The following is an 18,783-nucleotide window of genomic DNA, read 5'->3' as shown; positions in this document are numbered from 1 at the left end:
ACCTGGTTGATGGGGTTACACCGTGGCAATCGGCGTGGCGGGCGATCCTACCGCGCCAGGTAAACGCAGCGGCGGTGCCGTAAGCAGAAACGCATGGCGCTGATGCTGTGCCAGCCAGTCGGCCAGCGGGCTTAGCAACATCAGCTCGCCGAGATATACGCCTAAACGAAACAGGCACAAATCATGCAGTGGATGAGACGGATAAAAATCATCGTTCATCGGGCGCGCCGGTAAAATTTCTACCGCCGGGTTATCGGCAATTAATGCCACCACACCACTCTCCACCACCCAATTGCGCAGTTGTTCATCACTGCCATCCAGTCCGGCAAAATGGCTGTTGAGGAAGGTCATATCTGGCTCACCCTGCATGGCCAGAATTGCTTCATCCATGCCGGTGCGGAAACAGACCATATCACCAGGACGGACGTCAATATCATCCGCTTGCAGAATCTGTTGCAGATGCTGATAGCCAAAGGCAAACCGCTCAGTACCGAAATGGCGCTTGATATCAATCATCACCGCACGGCCCTGCATGCCGTGCTGCGCCACATTCTCAATGCCGAGTTTCCTGGCCCCTAAATGACTGCCGTGATCGCAGCCGCAGCCGCCGCGATAATCGGTTTCACCGACGATATCCACATTTGCCTTATAGCCGTTGTAGAACACCATCTCCGGCTCACCGTTGCCGTTAACGTCAAACCACTGCCCCATGTGCGCCAGGCTGTCCCACTGGGTCGAGTATTGCAGCGCCAGGGTCACGGTATCATCGCAGATCACATCAGTGAGCAACGGATTATCACGCGATAGCGGATAGGTCATGTTGGCGTGCTCGCCGCGTCGCGTGGCATTGAGTTGCGGTGGTGGGCGACGTGGATTCATCGCCGTCCCACCCGGTAAATCAAGCGGCAAACTCAGGCAGAAAGTCTGTCCGGTTTTGACTTCCTTCACCCCTTCCAGCACCTTCTGTGAGGTCAGCAGATTCAGCCGACCCAGCTGATCGTCCGGGCCAAAATCTCCCCAAGTCGAGTGTGCCGGGCGTTGCTTCCAGCGAGGATTCATACTTCTCTCCTTAAATTTCCATCCAGTGCGGTAGCGGTGTCCATGCCCATCGGCTGCACACGCGGTAACCAGAAGGCATAAATCAATGCACCGACCACGCCGATCACACCGGCAATTTCCAGCGGGATGACAAAGGAGTGGGTGTACTGCATGATCACGCCGATCATCACCGGCGAAATGATGCCTGCCAGATTGGCGGCCATGTTCTGAATACCGCCAATGGTTGCCACGTTAGCGCGGTTCGGCGCGACATCAGAAGGCAGCGCCCACAAGGCTGCGGAGGCAAAGGTGGCGGCGAAATTCGCAAAACAGAGTGCCGCCAGCGCTAATCCCACAGTCGGTGAAAACGCCGCCAGGCCGATGGTGGCGCTGCCCAGCATGCCGCCCACCAAGGGGATCTTGCGGGCCACGCTGAGGGAATAACCGCGACGCACCAGGGAATCGGATAGCAACCCGCCGCACCAGCCGCCGACAATCGCCGCCAGTCCTGGCAGCATGCCCAGTAAGCCAAACTTCATCAGTGACAGATGGAAGGTTTCCACTAAATAGGTGGGGAACCAGGTGAAGAAGAAGTAAGAGACAAAGTTGATGCAGAAGAAGCCCGCCATCATCGCCTGCACGGCGCGCTGGCCCAGCAACTGTCGCACGCTCATCGGCTCACCGGTTTGCGGATCCTGATTCGCTTCAATGAATTCGACTTCTTCACGTGAAACGGTTTTATGATCGCGCGGATCGCGATACCACAGGTACCAGGCCAGCGCCCAAACTACCGCCACCACGCCCGAAATGACAAACGTCATGCGCCAGCCGACCAGGGCAATCAGGAAGGAGATGATCGGAATCGCCAGCGTGCCGCCGATTTTACTGCCGTTGTTAAAGGTGGCAGCGGCAAAGCTGCGCTCCTGACGCGGGAACCAACGCGTCACCGTTGAGGAGCTGGCGGGATAGCTGGGGGCTTCCACTGCGCCCAGCACAAACCGGAAACCCACCAGCGCCGCAATCGAACTGGCAAGGCCGCAAGCCGCGGTGGCTAAACCCCACCCGAGACTGCTGACTGCAAAAGTGATGCGGGGCCCCAGCTTATCGACTAACCAGCCGCCGGGCAGTTGGAACAGCACATAGCTCCAGAAAAACGCCGAGAGTAACAAGCCGCTGTCAGTGGGCGAGAAGTGCAACTCCTGGCTCATAAACGGCATGGCGACACTCATGGCGGCGCGATCGATATAGTTAATGGCGATGCCGACGGACAGCACCGTGAGAATGACGAAACGAAATTTCCCTTTCGCTTTACTTGCCTGAATTGCAGCAGGTGATCCATTGGAATTCAGCGACATGTCGCCTCCAATTGTTTTTTATTTTCTGTAGGGGAAACGCCGCATCAGGACGATGCGGCGGGTTTGGCACTTACGCGCCGCTCACAACGGAATGTGAATGATGCACCTGCTCCTCATCCACGATAGGTTCAACTTTGCCCATCAGGAACAGGTAGTTAAGAATACCAATCACCACCAGCACGGCAGAGAACACCAGTGCCCAGGTAAAGTGGCCGGTTGCGCCAACGATAGCGCCGGTAATAATTGGGCCGACTGCGCCGCCCATGTTTGAGACGGTATTCTGCAGGCCCGCGACCATCGACACGCTGTTTTGTGGCGCCACATCACCCGGCAGAGCCCAGACCTGAGAGGCCGCTACTGTGGTACCGGATTTGGCGATACACAGCAGCAGCACGGTCATAAATACGGAATCGGTGAACGGCGCAAAACCGATACACAGTGCCATCAGCAGACCGATGGTCAGGAACAGCTTACGGGTGGCGGTCAGTGACAGCAGTTTATTGTGTACCATGCGATCGGATGCCCAACCCGCCAGCACTTCAATCACCATGCCGCAAATCAGTGGCAGTGCAGCGACCATCCCCATTTTGAGGAAATCCATGCCTTTATCTTTCACCAGGTAAGTTGGCAGCCAGGTGATAAAGAAGTAGGAGGTGTAGTTGATGGTGAAGAAGCCAATGCACATCGCCCAGATATTGCGGTAGCGCAGCAGCTTATACCACTTCATCGGTTTCACGCTTTTATCGCCGTGTTTCTGCGCCTGGCCATCACGAATGAATCGCACTTCATCCTGGCTGATCGATTTATGATCTTCCGGGTTCTCGGAATAGATGAAGTACCAGGCGATCACCCAGAACACACCGAGTGAGCCAATCACCAGGAAGGTGATGCGCCAGTCGAACATTGCGATCATAAATACGATCAACGGCATGGCAACGGCACCACCAAACTTCGACGCACTGTCGAACAGGCCTGAAACCGTGGCACGTTCGCGATCCGGGAACCAGCGCGCGGTAATACCGGCGTTGCTCGGGTAAGCCGCGGCTTCACCGACACCCAGCGCTAAGCGCAGCGCCAGCAGGGATTTAAAACCGGTCGCCAGGCCCATCGCCATGGTGGCAATCGACCACCACGCAACAGCAATACCCAGACCTTTTTTCTGCCCAAAACGATCGGCGAACCAGCCTGCCGGGATCTGCAAGAGTGCATAGGACCAGAAAAATGCCGCCATAATAAAACCCATCATCTCTGGGTTTATATCGAGTTCTTTAATCAGGTGCGGTGCGGCCGCAGAGAGTACAGTTCGGTCAATATAATTAATGGCGATTGCCAGCCACATCAGGCCTGCAATCCACCAGCGAATACGGGTAGAGCGAGAGGTGTTATTCATATTATTTTCACCTTCCCGGCGTCCTTCGCGCTGTAGCGGCGTTGGCTGCATTCATTCCCCCCTGGAATAAGCTCCTGAGGATGAATGAATTTGCCGCCTTGCTACAACACCAATGACTTGGGATTAAAAAATGGATTAAATAGGGTTTTGAAAAAGTTAATCCAGCCCGTTCATGATATTTACTGGGCGTTCGCCCTGTTTAATGCACTGCACGATTTGCATCACGCAGCGTTCACCAATAGCGCTGATGGCACCGTCGGTATATCCCGCGATATGCGAGGTCGGGATAAAGTTGCTCAGCGTAAACAACGGGTGTTCCGCCAGCGGTTCCTGTTCGAACACATCGGCAGCTGCGCCAGCAATCACGTTATCCAGCAACGCCTGATAGAGGTCCTGCTCATTAACGATGCCACCGCGTGATGCGTTGATCAGGAAAGCGCTTTTCTTCATGCGCTTGATGCGCGCAGCATCAAACAGGTTTTGGGTTTTATCGGTGAGCGGCTTATGCAGCGTGATAAAATCACTGCTTTCAGTCAGTTGGTCGAGACTGACAAATTCGATACCGTGTTCTGCGGCGAATTTCTCATCCGGATAAAAATCAAAAGCGATAACGCGCATGTTGAAACCTTTGGCGCGCAACGCCACCTGCTTGCCAATATTGCCTAGGCCGATGATGCCCAACGTCTTGCCATACACGTCGGTGGCAAAGATGCGTGGCCAGTTACCCGCGCGGGTTTCAATCGCCGCCTGAGTAATCTGGCGCGCGCTGTTGAGGATCAGCGCAAAGGTAAAATCAGCCACCGCATGTTTATTGGCATCCGGCACGTTGGTGACATAAATGCCGCGCGCGCGGGTGGCATCCAGATTGATGTTGTCAACGCCAACGCCGTGCTTACACACGATCTTCAGTTGTGGCGCTTTCTCCAGCAGTGCTTCGTTGACGTCAGTGAACGCAACAATCATCGCCACGGTATCGGCCAGATGCGGTTCCAGCGCGCTGAGCGGTGCATCAGCGGGCAGGGTAATCAGCTCAAAACCGTGCTGCTGCAGGGTGTCGATGGGGGCAGCGTCGTATTTGGCGAATGAGGGTGAAGTACAGATGACTTTCATGATTCTTCCCGGTGTTAATACCCGTCATACTTCAAGCTGCAGGTGCGTTGGCTGCGTGAGCTAACCCCAGTCACTTACTTCAGTAAGCTCCTGGGGATTAACTCACTTGCCGCGTGATTCGGCTAAAGCCTCACCCTACGGGCCAGCGCTAGCGCTGTTCAAATAAGCCTGCGGCATATTTGTCCTGCAGCTCGAATTATTTAGGGTATTTAGGTGGTAAAAAGGCAAAAAGACTGCCCAAAATCATTACTGCAAATACTGATTCACGATCTGGCGGATCTTCTGCTCTTCTTCGGCAGAGAAGCTCACTGCATAACGGCTGTTACCCACATCAGAGCCCAGCAGCGAGACTGCTCGCTTGACGGTGGCCGGTGGGAAACCGACGCTGTAGAGATCGGTACGTAGACCGGTGATGTTCTCTTGCGCCTGGCGTGAACCTTCAATATCGCCTGCGTGGAAACGTGCCCAGATGGCGTTGATCTCTTTCGGTGCCACGTTGGCCAGGCCAGAAATACAGGCGGTGCAGCCTTCGACAAAGCCGCGATGGATCAGCGAGTCTGGGCCGGTCAGCACGTTAAAGTTCTCCATGCCTTCCGCGGCTTGCAGGAAACCGCTCAGGCTTTCGTAGCTGCCCGCACTGTCTTTAATGCCGATGATGTTCGGGTGAGCGGCCAGCGTGCGCACAGTCTCCGGCTGCAGGGTGTTACCGGTACGCGCAGGGATGTTGTACAGATAAAGCGGCACATCAATCGCATCGGCTACCGCGCGGTAGTGAGCGATCAACTCTTCCTGCTTCAGTGGCACGAAATAAGGTGTGATCACCGAAACGGCATCGACGCCCAGTTTGGCAATTTGCTTGCCCAGACGAATAGTTTCACGGGTGGAGATCTCACCAATATGCGCCACAACCGCTGCCGCGCCGTTCACTTCATCGACGCAGGTTTCCGTCACCGCCAGTTTCTCCTGCTCGTTCAGCACGAAGAATTCACCGTTGGTGCCGCCGCAGAAAATACCGTTGCCTGCGCTCAGCTGGCGTTGTACCTGCACGCGTTGCGCGGCTGGGTTGAATGCACCTTCGCTATCAAAGGTGGTGACGATGGCGGTTAATACGCCCTGAATTTTCTTGCTCATGATTCCCTCATTAATCCTTAGTGATTCAAAGCCGGAAACAGCGTCAGGTAGACGTTTCTCACGTCATCGGCGCTGACTTTCATCGGCACATTCTTCATCAGACGCTGCACGTCGAGCGCGGCTTCAACCAGATACGGCAGGTGATCTGGACCAATGCCCAGTTCTTCCAGACTCGCCGGTAATTTGAGACGCTTCACCAGCGCGGCGAAATACTCCACCAGCGCGTGTGATTTGGCTTCTTCATCCAGTGTGGTATCGGCATCCGGCAGTAAATCGTAGGCTTGCGCGAATTTGCTCACTGCAGCAGGGCGGACGAAGCGCATGCAAGGGGCCAGCAGAATGGCATTCGCCACGCCGTGTGGCAGGTGATATTTGCCGCCCAGTGGATAAGACATCGCGTGGACCAGATGCGTCCCGGCGTGGGCAATGGACGCGCCGCCATAATAGGAGGCCCACAGCATATTGAGGCGCGCCTCAAGGTTGCCCGGTTCGGCAATGGTGGTCTCAAGACTGGCGAACAACTTTTTCATACCGATCAGTGCATAGTTATCGCTTACCGGGTTGGACACGGTGGCGGTAAAGCACTCGATCAGATGGCACAACGCATCGATACCGGTTGAAGAAGCGATGTGAGGCGGCATGCTGGTGGTCAGCTCGGGGACCAGTGCGACATAATCTGGCAGCATCACCGGTGTGATAATGCCCACCTTAGTCTCTTTCTCAGGGATCGCCAGGATCGCATTAGGCGTGGCTTCCGATCCTGTACCCGCAGTGGTCGGGATCAACAGGGATATGGTACGGGTTTGTGGTTTTTCACCGGCCAGCAGCGCATCCAGCGTGGGTGCGCCGTCAACGCACAGGATCGACAACAGCTTTGCGACATCCAGCACGCTGCCGCCGCCAACACCGATCACCAGGTCCACATCTGTAGAGGGCAACGCGGCAACAATGGCTGCGACATCATGCTGGCTCGGTTCTGGTGGGACGCTGTTAACAATGCTCAAACTGCCGATCTGCTGCTTCAGCTGCGCGATCAGCGTCTGAACCGCTGGAATGCCTTCAATATTCTTATCGGTTACCAGAAGCGCTTTTTCTTTACCTTGCAGCAAATAGCTGAGGTCATTAAGCGCCTGAAAGCCACTGATCACGGTGCTGTTGATATTCATTTCATACCCTTATTGCGGTTTTTTCGTACTGAATGATTAACTTTGCTCAATCAGTGCAGGTTCTGTCACTACAGTGCCTAAATTTATAGGGCAAATTGATTTCAAATAATTTGATCTTGCTCACATATAATCAATCATGATTGAATATAATCAATCTCAACACGGCGAGCTGCCGGTAGAGGAAAGAGAATGACTTCACAGCCATGGAAAACGCCAGTCTTAGTGATCGCCGATGATTTTACCGGGGCCAATGATGCCGGTAGCGGATTGGCGCGAGCGGGCGCAAAAGTGCATGTGCTGTTTGATAGCAGCACGCCACATGATGCCAACAGTGCGGATGTACTGGTGATCAGCACCGATAGCCGAGCGGTGAGCGCCGCAGATGCTGCGCATCGTACAACGCTTGCCGTACAGCAGCATCAGGCGATTGCCCAAGATGGTTGGCTGTTTAAAAAGATCGACTCCACACTGCGCGGCAATCCAGGCGCTGAAATTGAAGCGGCATTAACAGCCAGCGGGAAAACTCTGGCGTTGGTGGTGCCTGCGGTACCCAGGTTGGGACGCACCACCCGTCAGGGAGAGGTGTGGATCAATCAGCAGCGCCTGACCGATACCGAATTTGCCAGCGATCCTAAAACGCCCGTCACCAGTAGCCATGTGTTAACCCGGCTACAAATGCAGAGTGCAATGGCGGGCGAAACGCTCGATCTGGCCACCGTGCGCAGTGGTCAACTGGCACAGGTTCTCTCCACTAAGCAGGGCCTGGTGGTGGTGGATGCCGAACAGGATGCGGATATTGCGTTATTGATGGCGGCAGCAGCAACCTTGTCCATCAGACCGCTACTGGCGGGCGCATCGGGACTGGGCGACGCGCTGGGAGAGTATCTGGCTGCACGTCCGGCAAGGCCGGTCTTAGCGGTGGTGGGGTCAATGAGTGCGATTGCCCAGCAGCAGATTGCCCGTCTCGCTACTCAGCGAGAGATCCGCATTATCGACATCGATATTCGCCAGCTGTTTGCGCAGCCCGCATGGCCGCAAGCTAACGTGTGGCAACAGGCCATGCAACAAGCAATAAGTGCCGGGGCGCATTGTGTAGTGCGCACCACACAGCATGCCGATCAGCGTCACGATATTGAACAGCTCTGCCAGCAGCATCAGGTTTCACGCCAGGAATTAGGTGAACGCATTTGCCAGTTCCTGGCACAGTTAACCAGCAAGGTATGCCGACATGGGTTGCCTGCCGGTTTGTATCTTTCTGGCGGCGACGTTGCCATTGCCGTAGCACAGGCGCTGGGCGCCAGCGGTTTCCAGATTCAGGGCTTGGTGGCAGGCTGCGTGCCGCACGGGGTTCTGCTTAATAGCGAATTACACCTGCCGGTGATGACCAAAGCGGGTGGCTTTGGCGACGAAAACACCCTGGTAGAAGCCATCCGTTTCATTGAGGAGAAGTCGAGTGAATAAAATTATTGCGGTGACCATGGGCGATCCGGCGGGCATCAGCCCGGAGATCATCATTAAAGCGTTAGCTGAAGGTGAACTGGCGGGCATTCCCGCGGTGGTCATCGGCTGCGCCAGCACGCTGCGTCGGGTGATAGGATTGAACATTACGCCGCAGGCTGAACTGCGCGTGCTGGATCAGGTGAAAGATGCGCATTTTGCACCCGGCATTATTAACGTGATTGACGAACCTCTGGCAAATCCTGAAGCCCTTAAGCCGGGTGTCGTGCAGAAAGAAGCGGGCGATTTGGCCTGGCGCTGTGTGAAGCGTGCCACCGAACTGGCGCTGGCGGGTGACGTGCATGCGATTGCCACAGCACCGCTGAATAAAGAAGCGCTGCACTCAGCAGGGCATATTTATCCGGGGCACACTGAGCTGTTGGCGCAACTCACTAACACTAAAAATTATGCCATGGTGTTGTACACCGATCACCTCAAGGTGATTCACGTAACCACCCACATTGCGCTGCGTAAGTTCCTCGACACCCTGAACGGGGAACGTATTCAGACGGTGATCGGTATGGCAGATAGCTTCCTGCGTCGCGTCGGCTTCGACAACCCTCGTATTGCCGTGGCCGGTGTGAACCCGCATGCAGGTGAGAACGGTCTGTTTGGTGATGAAGAGATCACCACCGTCGCGCCGGCGATCAAAGTGATGAAAGAGAAGGGGATTGATGTCTATGGCCCTTGTCCGCCGGATACCGTGTTCCTGCAGTGTCAGCAGGGGCAGTACGATATGGTGGTGGCGATGTATCACGACCAAGGTCATATCCCACTGAAACTATTAGGCTTTTATGACGGCGTCAACATCACTGCGGGACTGCCGTTTATCCGTACTTCGGCGGACCATGGCACGGCGTTTGATATCGCCTGGACAGGTAAAGCGAACTCTGCGAGCATGGCGATCTCCATTAAACTCGCGATGCAGCTAGCATAGGGAAATATGAAGGGACAAAGCCGTCTCGACCAGATTATGGACTATTTGAAAAGTCATAATCTGGTCACTGTAGAACAGCTGGTGAGTGCGATTTCTGCCTCGCCTGCGACGATCCGCCGCGATCTGATCAAGCTCGACAAGGAAGGCGTTATTAGCCGCAGCCATGGCGGTGTGACGCTTAATCGCTTCATTCCCGCCCAGCCGACCACGCTGGAGAAGATGCAGCGTAATCTGGCCGAGAAGCAAGCCATCGCGCAGTTTGCCGCCAGCTATGTGAAAACGGGCGATTCCGTGGTGCTGGATGCGGGCACCACCATGCTGGAGCTGGCGCGTCAATTGACCCATCTGCAGTTGCGCGTCATCACTGCAGACCTGCATATCGCGTTATTCCTGTCTGAATTCAAGCAGATTGAAACCACTATTATTGGTGGCCGTATTGATGATTCCAGCCAGTCTTGCATTGGGGAACACGGCCGCCGTCTGCTACGCAGCATCAATCCGGATATCGCTTTTGTCAGCTGTAACTCGTGGAGTATCGAACGCGGTATTACCACGCCGACGGAAGATAAAGCCGGGCTGAAGAGGGATCTGCTGGCCAATGCTCGTCGCCGGATTTTGCTGGCCGATAGCAGTAAGTATGGCTCCTGGTCGCTGTATTGCGCCGCGCCGATTGATAGCCTGACCGATGTGGTGACCGATGCCCGTCTGGATGAAGTGGTGTGCCGCGACTTGCGCGAGCGCGGGATTGGGCTGCAACTGACTGCTTGACTATTTCCCTCACCCTAACCCTCTCCCGCAAGCGGGCGAGGGGACCGCCCGTAGAACATGCCAAATTTCACACGTTTTACTCCCTCTTCCATTGGAAGAGGGACGGGGTGAGGGTATTAGCACGCACCGAACTACAACAGCTTCAACCCCGTCGTCGGAATATTGCGACCGTAATAAATCTCACGCATCTCTTTCCACAGCAGATTGGTAATTCGCTTATGTTCCTGCGGACTCAGCTCTTCAGGCTTGGTGTTGAACAGATAATATTTCAGGTCAAATTCCTTCAGCAACATCTTGGTGTGGAAGATATTTTCCTGGTAAACGTTCACATCCACCATGTCGTACATTGACTTCATATCTTCGGACATAAAGTTCTGAATCGAATTGATCTCATGGTCGATGAAGTGCTTAACGCCGTTCACATCGCGGGTAAAACCGCGTACCCGATAATCAATGGTGACGATGTCAGATTCCAGCTGGTGAATCAGGTAATTCAACGCTTTAAGCGGTGAAATCACGCCACAGGTGGAGACTTCGATGTCGGCGCGGAAAGTACATAACCCCCCTTCAGGATGACTTTCCGGATAGGTGTGTACGCAGATATGGCTTTTATCTAAGTGCGCTACCACCGAATTGGGCAACGGACCTGGGATTTCAGATTGATCAATATCCTGCGGATTGATCGGCTCCTCACTCACCAAAATCGTGACGCTGGCCCCCTGAGGTTCATAATCCTGACGCGCAATATTCAACACGTTGGCACCAATAATCGAACAGGTCTCCGTCAGGATTTCCGTGAGGCGGTTGGCATTGTATTGCTCATCAATATACGCGATATAACCATCACGCTCGGCTTCGCTGTTGGCGTAGCAAATATCGTAAATACAAAAACTCAGGCTTTTTGTCAGATTATTGAAGCCGTGTAGTTTCAGCTTTTGCAATTTCGTCACTCCTCACACGACAAAGCATTCAGCAGGTACTGCGGCAAGGCAAAGCTACCGACATGAATCGCAGGATTGTAGTAACGGCAGCGCAGGCCCGCATCGTCAAAGCGCGATTGTAAAGTGGCTGCATCCCACTGGCGCAGGGTTTCGTTATCCGTGGCCCAGGCGAAGGTCATGATGCCGCCATAATAAGTAGGGATCGCCGCCTGATAAAAACTGACGTCTGAGAAGTAGTGGCTGAGTTTACGATGGCTGTTAATGGCTTCTTCTTGCTGCAGGAAGCAGACCCCATTTTGCGCGACGAAGATGCCGCCTAGATTCAAGGCATTTTTACAGCCTGCATAAAACTCGGAGGTGAACAGACTCTCACCTGGCCCGATAGGATCGGTGCAGTCAGAGATAATGACGTCGAACTTCTCTTCGGTCTGATTAACGAAATTGACGCCATCATCAATCACCAGGTTCAATCGCGCATCGTCAAAAGCCCCTGCGCTGTGATTCGGCAGGTACTCTTTGCAGAAACTCACCACGCCCGCATCGATTTCCACCATGGTGATCTGTTCAACCGATGAGTGGCGAGAGACTTCACGCAGCATGGCACCGTCGCCACCGCCAATAATCAGCACGCGTTTCGCCTTGCCGTGCGCCAGAATCGGCACGTGGGTCATCATTTCGTGGTAGATGAACTCGTCGCGTTCGGTGGTTTGCACCACGCCATCCAGCGCCATCACTCGCCCAAAGGCGGCATTTTCAAAGATCACCAGATCCTGATGCGCGGTCTTATCGCGATAAAGCAGTTTATCTACCGTGAAATACTGTCCAAATCCGGCATGAAGCGTCTCATACCACATTTCATTTTGGGCCATGATGGGGCTCTCCTCTAATGTCATCGCCATGAAAATGGAACAAAAAAGGATAGCGAATTATGACCGTGGTTGCACGGTCAAATCTTCAGCAGGAGAGCGGTGTTGCGGGCTATTTGACGTAAGCGAGCAGACTTAGCGAATCACGCGCCAGCGACTTACATTTCTTGTCGTTGGTGATGGCGATACCGCTCAAATCTTTATAGCTCTCTTCGCCGAGGGATTTCATATTGTAGTTACTGTAGTTGCTCAGATCCCAACGGTTCTGCTGGGCGAAAAACACCAGTGCTTTACGAATCTGCGCATCCGGTAAATCCTGATAACCGCAATCATTCTTCAGGTAGACAAACACCGCGGTGAGGTCAGCCAGATCTTCTGCTTCGGATTCGCTCAGCGCAAAACTGGTGGAGGAGAAGCCAAGGAGTCCCGCCAGCAGCAGGATCTTGATGCTTTTCGTCATAATCATTCTCAACAAGGGACAATTTATTGACGTTAGCACAGTTATTGCAGGGATTCCGCTAAATTTGCCGAAATGGGCCATTCCCACGGTTTTTATCAGTGCATTCTGTTTCAGGGCTTGACCCTCCCACAGGGGAAAGGTTTACGCTGTGCCCTTATTCACGACAAGGATAAGAATATGCAACGTCGTCATTTTCTAAAGTTGACCGCTGCGCTCAGCGCTGCGGGTGCGCTGCCGCTGTGGAGTCGCTCGCTAATGGCGGCTACGCGCCCGCTCTTACCGATTCCCTCTATTTTACAGCCTGATGCCCACGGGCAGTACACGCTCACGGCGATGAGCGGCACCAGCCAATGGAACGGCAAAGCAGTCCCCACCTGGGGCTACAACGGCAATCTGCTTGGGCCAGCACTGCGCTTGCAGCGTGAGAAAGCGGTGACCGTCAATATTCATAACCGCCTGGCTGAAGGCACTACGGTGCACTGGCATGGGCTGGAAATACCCGGTGACGTGGATGGTGGCCCGCAGGCGGTGATCGCGCCAGGTGCGTCACGACAAGTGACTTTCACCCCAGACCAGCCCGCCGCAACGTGCTGGTTCCATCCACATCAGCACGGTAAAACCGGCTATCAGGTGGCGCAAGGATTAGCGGGGTTGGTGCTGCTGGAGGATGAAGACTCTGGCAAATTGCGCCTGCCGATGCAGTGGGGCGAAGACGATGTCCCGTTGATTTTCCAGGACAAACAGCTCACCAAAGATGGCGCTCGCATTGATTATCAACTCGATATCATGCGTGCGGCGGTGGGCTGGTTTGGCGACATGATGCTGACCAACGGCGTGCAGTATCCGCAGCAGGCAGTGCCGCGCGGCTGGTTACGTCTGCGGTTACTCAATGGTTGTAATGCGCGATCGCTGGATATCGCCACCAGCGATCGCCGTGCAATGTATGTCATTGCCAGCGATGGTGGGTTACTGGCCGAGCCGGTGAAGGTTGACCACCTGCCGTTGCTGCCGGGTGAGCGCTTTGAAGTGATGATTGATACTTCCGATGGCAAAACCTTCGATATGGTGACGCTGCCGGTGACACAAATGGGTATGACGCTGGCCCCGTTTGATCAGCCTTTGCCGCTGGTGCAGATCTTGCCACTGCGCGTGATGGCGAGCGGTTCCCTGCCGGATAAGCTGGTGGATGTGCCGCCATTACCTTCAGCCGAAGGGGTGCAAAACCGCTGGCTGCAGCTGATGATGGACCCGCAGTTGGATCAACAAGGGATGCAGGCGTTGATGGATCGTTACGGTCATAAAGCCATGGGCGACATGAAGATGGATCATGGTACGAAAATGGACCATGGCAGCATGGACATGGGGGACGGCGCGATGAAGATGGACCATGGCAGCATGGACATGAGTGGCGGCGCGATGAAGATGGACCACGGCAGCGAGAGCAAAACCGCTGGATACGATTTCCACAACGGCAATAAAATCAACGGTCAGGCATTCAACATGACCAAGCCGATGTTTAATGCCGAACTGGGCAAGCTGGAGAAGTGGACGATTTCCGGTGAAGGCGATGCGATGCTACATCCTTTCCATATTCACGGCGCACAGTTCCGCATCCTGTCGGAAAACGGCAAGCCGCCTGCAGCGCATCGTGCCGGCTGGAAAGATATGGTCAGCGTCAACGGCTGGCGCAGCGAAGTGCTGGTGCAGTTCAACTATGTCGCTAATGCTGATAATGCCTATATGGCGCACTGTCATCTGCTGGAGCATGAAGATACCGGCATGATGCTCGGATTTACGGTCAGTTAAGTAACTCCGTTTCATCATTGCGCACGTCTCGGTCGCCATAAATGGCGACCCTACGAAAATCGGTGTGATTTACCGTAGGGTGCGCATTTATGCGCACTGGAAAACATTACGCTGATTGAGCCGCCTCCAGCGCCAGCCGGATATCCTCGATCAGATCCTCGGCGTGCTCGATACCAATCGACAAACGTACCGTGGCATCCGTAATGCCAATGCGCTGCCGCACCTCCTGCGGCACTCCTGAGTGGGTGGTGCTGCCCGGATGGCTGGCGAGCGATTCAGTGCCGCCCAGACTCACCGCCAACTTAAACAGCCCCAATGCATTAAGAAAACGGAAGGCTGCCGGTTGTCCGCCTTTGATATCAAAGGAAAAGGTTGAACCCGCACCGCTGCACTGACGTTGATAAGTCTCGCCAGCTGGGCTGCTTTCGTCGAGATAAGGCAGCCAGTGCAGCTTCTCCACCTGTTCATGATCGCGCAAATAGGCTGCGACTTTTTCCGCATTGCTGGCGGCTTTCTCCATCCTCAATGACAGCGTTTCCAGCGAACGACCAATCATCCAGCTGGAATGGGGATCAAGTTGCGTGCCGATGGCACTGCGAAGCGATCGCACTTTGCCTACCAAGGCTTTGTTGCCAAGCACTGCCCCCGCAATTAAATCTGAATGCCCGCCGACATACTTAGTCAGCGAGTAGAGCGATAAGTCTGCGCCGTGCTGCAGCGGGTGCTGGAACAGGGGGCCAAGCAAAGTATTGTCACAGGCCAGAACAGGCCGCGATCCTTGCTGCTGCGTGATGACATCTGCCACCTGTTTCATCAGTTGAATGTCGACCAGACTGTTGGTGGGATTGGCGGGCGTTTCAATCAGAATCAGCGCGACCCGACCGCGCTGCCATGCCAGTTTGGCGGCCTCATACACTTTGTCTTCATCGGTGCCATCGCTGAAACCCACTGCTTTGATCTCAAGGTCGTGCAGGGTTTTGCTTAACAGCGTTTCGGTGCCGCCATACAGCGGCTGTGAATGCAAAATCACCTCTCCGGGGCGCGCGAAGGCCAGCAGCGTGGTGGCGATCGCTGACATGCCGGACGAGAACAGGGCGGCACTTTCGGCCCCTTCATAAATCGCCAACCGATCTTCGACGATTTCACTGTTAGGGTGATTAAAGCGCGAATAGACCAGCCCGCCGCTTTTGCCTTCCGGCGGCTGTTTACGTCCGGCCACGTAATCAAAAAAATCCTGCCCCTCTTCGGCGCTGTTAAACACAAAGGTGGAGGTGAGAAACACCGGCGGTTTCACCGCGCCCTCGGACAGCCGCGGATCGTAGCCATAGTTCAGCATTTGCGTTTCCGGATGCAGATCGTGGGTGCCAATCTGCGTTTTTTTACTGGATGAAGCGGCCATAAGATCTCCAGAGGTCACCGGTGAGAGGGCGGGAAGTTTCCTGTAGTTAAGGTCAGAGCAATAAATTTTGCCACGGTATCGTTTGCGTTCTGTGCGCCGCGTTAGAGGTTGGTTCGACTATGATAGACTTCGTGGCTTTCTGAAAAACCTTAACCAGGCGAATGCAATGAAACACACCGTCGACGTGATGATCTCTGAGCAGGAGATCGCAACCCGTATTGCCGAACTGGGCAAGCAGATAAGCGAACACTACCGCAGCAGCGGCAGCGAAATGGTTTTAGTGGGCCTGCTGCGCGGTTCCTTTATGTTTATGGCCGATCTGTGTCGCGCGATTGATGTGCCGCACGAAGTCGATTTTATGACCGCGTCCAGCTACGGCAGCGGTATGTCATCCACCCGCGATGTGAAGATCCTTAAAGATCTCGACGAAGATATTCGTGGCAAAGATGTGTTGATCGTGGAAGACATCATCGACTCCGGCAACACGCTAAGCAAAGTGCGTGAAATCTTGCGTCTGCGTGAGCCAAAATCACTGGCCATCTGCACCCTGCTGGATAAACCCGAGCGCCGCGAAGTCGAAGTGACCGTTGAATACGTTGGCTTCACCATTCCAGATGAGTTCGTTGTAGGCTTTGGTATCGACTACGCGCAACGCTATCGTCATTTGCCGTATATCGGCAAAGTTATCCCAACCGGTGAATAACCGCACAATCTTCCAAGGCTAATCCCTTTAGCCTGCGATAAGATGCGCAGCCCGCAAGTCACTGACTTACGGGCTATGCTCGCGTTCCCCTGCGGCAAGCAGAGTGGTAAAGTGTGGCGGGCGCTTCATCTTTGATTTTTCACCTATTATCTCTGAATAACCCCGCAGGCTCGCTGTGAGCGCACTATCATTTCATAGGGCTTTGATGTCACTACAACAGGGTATGGATTCGCAATGACTTATGCACTGGAACTTTCCGGGCTGACCAAAACCTATCCCGGCGGCGTACAGGCGCTGAAGAAGCTGGATCTCAACGTAGAAGCCGGCGATTTTTACGCACTGCTCGGGCCGAATGGCGCGGGTAAATCCACCACCATCGGCATTATCAGTTCACTGGTGAATAAATCTGGTGGCAGCGTGCGCGTATTTGGTTATGACCTGGAAAAAGATGTGGTCAACGCCAAGCGACAGCTCGGTTTGGTGCCACAGGAATTCAACTTTAACCCGTTTGAAACCGTGATGCAGATTGTGGTGAATCAGGCTGGTTACTACGGCGTTGAGCGCAGTGAAGCCAACAAGCGCGCGGAGAAATACCTCAACCAGCTCGATCTGTGGGGTAAACGCAACGAGCGTGCACGTATGCTTTCGGGCGGCATGAAGCGTCGTCTGATGATTGCGCGTGCACTGATGCATGAGCCAAAGCTGTTGATCCTCGACGAACCCACCGCTGGCGTGGATATTGAACTGCGCCGCTCGATGTGGACCTTCCTGAAAGATCTCAATATCAAAGGCACCACCATTATTCTCACCACTCACTATCTGGAAGAGGCCGAAATGCTGTGCCGTAACATCGGCATTATTCAGAGCGGCGAGCTGGTGGAAAATACCTCGATGAAAGGTCTATTGTCGAAGCTGCAATCAGAAACCTTCATTCTGGATCTCGCGCCGCGCAGCCCACTGCCGCAGCTGGAGGGTTTCCAGTACCGCCTGGTGGATACCTCCACGCTGGAAGTGGAAGTGATGCGTGAGCAGGGTCTGAATAGCGTGTTCAGCCAACTGAGCGCGCAGGGCGTGCAGGTGTTGAGTATGCGTAACAAAGCGAACCGCCTTGAAGAGCTGTTCGTCAGCCTGACCCAGGGAAAAGGAGCAAAAGCATGACACATCTTTACTGGGTGGCACTGAAGAGTATCTGGGCCAAGGAGATCAACCGCTTTGCACGCATCTGGATTCAGACGCTGGTGCCGCCGGTGATCACCATGACGCTTTATTTTATTATTTTCGGCAACCTGATTGGTTCACGTATTGGTGACATGCATGGCTTTAGCTATATGCAGTTTATCGTACCGGGCCTGATCATGATGGCAGTGATCACCAATGCTTATGCCAACGTAGCCTCATCATTCTTTAGCGCTAAATTCCAACGCAATATCGAAGAGCTGCTGGTTGCACCAGTGCCGACGCACATCATCATTGCCGGTTATGTTGGCGGTGGCGTGGCGCGTGGCGTGTGTGTCGGGATTCTGGTGACCGCCATTTCACTGTTCTTTGTGCCATTCCACGTGCACTCCTGGTCAATGGTGGCCCTGACGCTGCTGCTGACCGCGATTCTGTTCTCGCTGGCGGGTCTGCTTAATGCAGTGTTTGCGCGTACCTTTGACGATATCAGTTTGATCCCGACCTTCGTGTTAACACCGTTGACCTATCTGGGTGGCGTGTTCTATTCGCTGACGTTGCTGCCACCTTTCTGGCAGGCGGTGTCGAAGCTGAACCCAGTGGTGTATATGATCAGCGGTTTCCGCTACGGTTTTCTCGGCATTAATGATGTGCCGCTGGTGTTCACCTTGTCGGTGCTGATTGCGTTTATCGTGGTGTTTTACGTATTGGTGTATGCGCTTATTCAGCGTGGACGCGGCTTACGTACCTAGTCACTTCCGCTAAAAAAATGCAGCTACGGCTGCATTTTTGTTTTTGGAATATCGATATATTAATTCCTTCAAAACTCTATTTTAAGATAAATGCTTTATTAATTAGCGCCAGTTAATTAATCTTAAAATATTAAAATCATTGTTTACTGTTTTTGATATTTTGCGTCTTTTTCTGATAAATGTCATGACGATGTTCTGTAACTGCTTAATCTACAAGGCGTAAGGAATTTGTTATGGCTTTAGCAGAATTTTGAACTTGTCATTACTTCCCCGTAATTAGATTATTGCCTT

Annotated in this window: 17 protein-coding genes; 7 read left to right on the top strand and 10 right to left on the bottom strand. The window is 54.0% G+C overall.

The annotated features are described in order from the left end of the window. Nucleotides 1-15: 15 nt before the first annotated feature. The 6 genes from PSSD_RS09305 to PSSD_RS09280 form a co-directional block, all read right to left on the bottom strand. A complete protein-coding gene (locus tag PSSD_RS09305) occupies nucleotides 16-1,059 on the bottom strand; it encodes a cyclase family protein (protein ID WP_058970899.1) in 1,044 nt (347 codons plus the stop codon). Then, a complete protein-coding gene (locus tag PSSD_RS09300) occupies nucleotides 1,056-2,393 on the bottom strand; it encodes an MFS transporter (RefSeq protein WP_058970896.1) in 1,338 nt (445 codons plus the stop codon). Before PSSD_RS09300 ends, PSSD_RS09305 begins: the two co-directional genes overlap by 4 nt. A gap of 70 nt (nucleotides 2,394-2,463) precedes the next feature. Further along, the gene (locus tag PSSD_RS09295) at nucleotides 2,464-3,783 is read right to left on the bottom strand and encodes an MFS transporter (protein ID WP_058970949.1); all 1,320 of its coding nucleotides are present in this window, start codon (nucleotides 3,781-3,783) and stop codon (nucleotides 2,464-2,466) included. A gap of 156 nt (nucleotides 3,784-3,939) precedes the next feature. Beyond that, nucleotides 3,940-4,893 carry a phosphoglycerate dehydrogenase gene (locus tag PSSD_RS09290; RefSeq protein WP_058970893.1) on the bottom strand — a complete coding sequence of 318 codons (954 nt, stop codon included), beginning with the start codon at nucleotides 4,891-4,893 and terminating at the stop codon, nucleotides 3,940-3,942. 246 nt (nucleotides 4,894-5,139) lie between these two features. Further along, entirely contained in the window at nucleotides 5,140-6,024 is an 885-nt protein-coding gene (locus PSSD_RS09285; protein ID WP_039331298.1) for a dihydrodipicolinate synthase family protein, read from the bottom strand. Between the two features lie 17 nt (nucleotides 6,025-6,041). Then, complete coding sequence (locus PSSD_RS09280) at nucleotides 6,042-7,190, bottom strand: iron-containing alcohol dehydrogenase (protein WP_058970890.1); 1,149 nt, start codon at nucleotides 7,188-7,190, stop codon at nucleotides 6,042-6,044. A 189-nt stretch (nucleotides 7,191-7,379) separates the two neighbouring features. Here PSSD_RS09280 and dtnK point away from each other — a divergent pair, with 189 nt between their 5' ends. Genes dtnK through PSSD_RS09265 form a run of 3 tightly spaced genes read left to right on the top strand, consistent with a single transcriptional unit; the run spans nucleotide 7,380 to nucleotide 10,392 of the window. After that, complete coding sequence (gene dtnK, locus PSSD_RS09275) at nucleotides 7,380-8,651, top strand: D-threonate kinase (protein ID WP_058970887.1); 1,272 nt, start codon at nucleotides 7,380-7,382, stop codon at nucleotides 8,649-8,651. Beyond that, nucleotides 8,644-9,624: a D-threonate 4-phosphate dehydrogenase gene (locus PSSD_RS09270; protein WP_058970883.1), complete on the top strand. Its 981-nt coding sequence runs from the start codon at nucleotides 8,644-8,646 to the stop codon at nucleotides 9,622-9,624. The genes dtnK and PSSD_RS09270 overlap by 8 nt, the downstream gene beginning before the upstream one ends. A gap of 6 nt (nucleotides 9,625-9,630) precedes the next feature. After that, complete coding sequence (locus PSSD_RS09265) at nucleotides 9,631-10,392, top strand: DeoR/GlpR family DNA-binding transcription regulator (RefSeq protein WP_058970879.1); 762 nt, start codon at nucleotides 9,631-9,633, stop codon at nucleotides 10,390-10,392. Between the two features lie 131 nt (nucleotides 10,393-10,523). On the opposite strand, the gene speD is transcribed toward PSSD_RS09265, so the two are convergent. From speD to PSSD_RS09250, 3 genes are all read right to left on the bottom strand, one after another. Next, nucleotides 10,524-11,333 carry an adenosylmethionine decarboxylase gene (speD, locus tag PSSD_RS09260; RefSeq protein ID WP_058970877.1) on the bottom strand — a complete coding sequence of 270 codons (810 nt, stop codon included), beginning with the start codon at nucleotides 11,331-11,333 and terminating at the stop codon, nucleotides 10,524-10,526. Nucleotides 11,334-11,338: 5 nt separating this feature from the next. Continuing rightward, nucleotides 11,339-12,202 carry a polyamine aminopropyltransferase gene (gene speE, locus PSSD_RS09255; RefSeq protein ID WP_058970873.1) on the bottom strand — a complete coding sequence of 288 codons (864 nt, stop codon included), beginning with the start codon at nucleotides 12,200-12,202 and terminating at the stop codon, nucleotides 11,339-11,341. 109 nt (nucleotides 12,203-12,311) lie between these two features. Then, on the bottom strand, nucleotides 12,312-12,659 hold the full coding sequence (locus PSSD_RS09250; protein ID WP_007888732.1) for a YacC family pilotin-like protein: 348 nt from the start codon (nucleotides 12,657-12,659) through the stop codon (nucleotides 12,312-12,314). A gap of 177 nt (nucleotides 12,660-12,836) precedes the next feature. On the opposite strand from PSSD_RS09250, the gene cueO reads away from it, so the two are divergent. After that, nucleotides 12,837-14,465: a multicopper oxidase CueO gene (gene cueO, locus PSSD_RS09245; RefSeq protein ID WP_058970870.1), complete on the top strand. Its 1,629-nt coding sequence runs from the start codon at nucleotides 12,837-12,839 to the stop codon at nucleotides 14,463-14,465. Between the two features lie 106 nt (nucleotides 14,466-14,571). Here cueO and PSSD_RS09240 read toward each other — a convergent pair whose 3' ends face one another. Next, complete coding sequence (locus PSSD_RS09240) at nucleotides 14,572-15,864, bottom strand: cystathionine gamma-synthase family protein (RefSeq protein WP_058970867.1); 1,293 nt, start codon at nucleotides 15,862-15,864, stop codon at nucleotides 14,572-14,574. Nucleotides 15,865-16,030: 166 nt separating this feature from the next. On the opposite strand from PSSD_RS09240, the gene hpt reads away from it, so the two are divergent. The 3 genes from hpt (at nucleotide 16,031) to PSSD_RS09225 (ending at nucleotide 18,492) form a co-directional block, all read left to right on the top strand. Then, nucleotides 16,031-16,567, top strand: a complete 537-nt coding sequence (gene hpt / locus PSSD_RS09235) for a hypoxanthine phosphoribosyltransferase (RefSeq protein WP_039331277.1) — start codon at nucleotides 16,031-16,033, stop codon at nucleotides 16,565-16,567. Nucleotides 16,568-16,801: 234 nt separating this feature from the next. Next, the gene (locus tag PSSD_RS09230) at nucleotides 16,802-17,725 is read left to right on the top strand and encodes an ABC transporter ATP-binding protein (RefSeq protein WP_039331274.1); all 924 of its coding nucleotides are present in this window, start codon (nucleotides 16,802-16,804) and stop codon (nucleotides 17,723-17,725) included. After that, nucleotides 17,722-18,492: an ABC transporter permease gene (locus PSSD_RS09225; RefSeq protein WP_034829563.1), complete on the top strand. Its 771-nt coding sequence runs from the start codon at nucleotides 17,722-17,724 to the stop codon at nucleotides 18,490-18,492. The genes PSSD_RS09230 and PSSD_RS09225 overlap by 4 nt, the downstream gene beginning before the upstream one ends. Nucleotides 18,493-18,783 lie beyond the last annotated feature (291 nt).

Source organism: Type-D symbiont of Plautia stali, from assembly GCF_001485335.1.
GTDB classification, from domain to species: Bacteria; Pseudomonadota; Gammaproteobacteria; order Enterobacterales; family Enterobacteriaceae; genus Pantoea; species Pantoea vagans_C.
The sequence above is the reverse complement of the archived record's forward strand: the minus strand, read 5'-3'. Positions and strand labels throughout refer to the sequence as shown.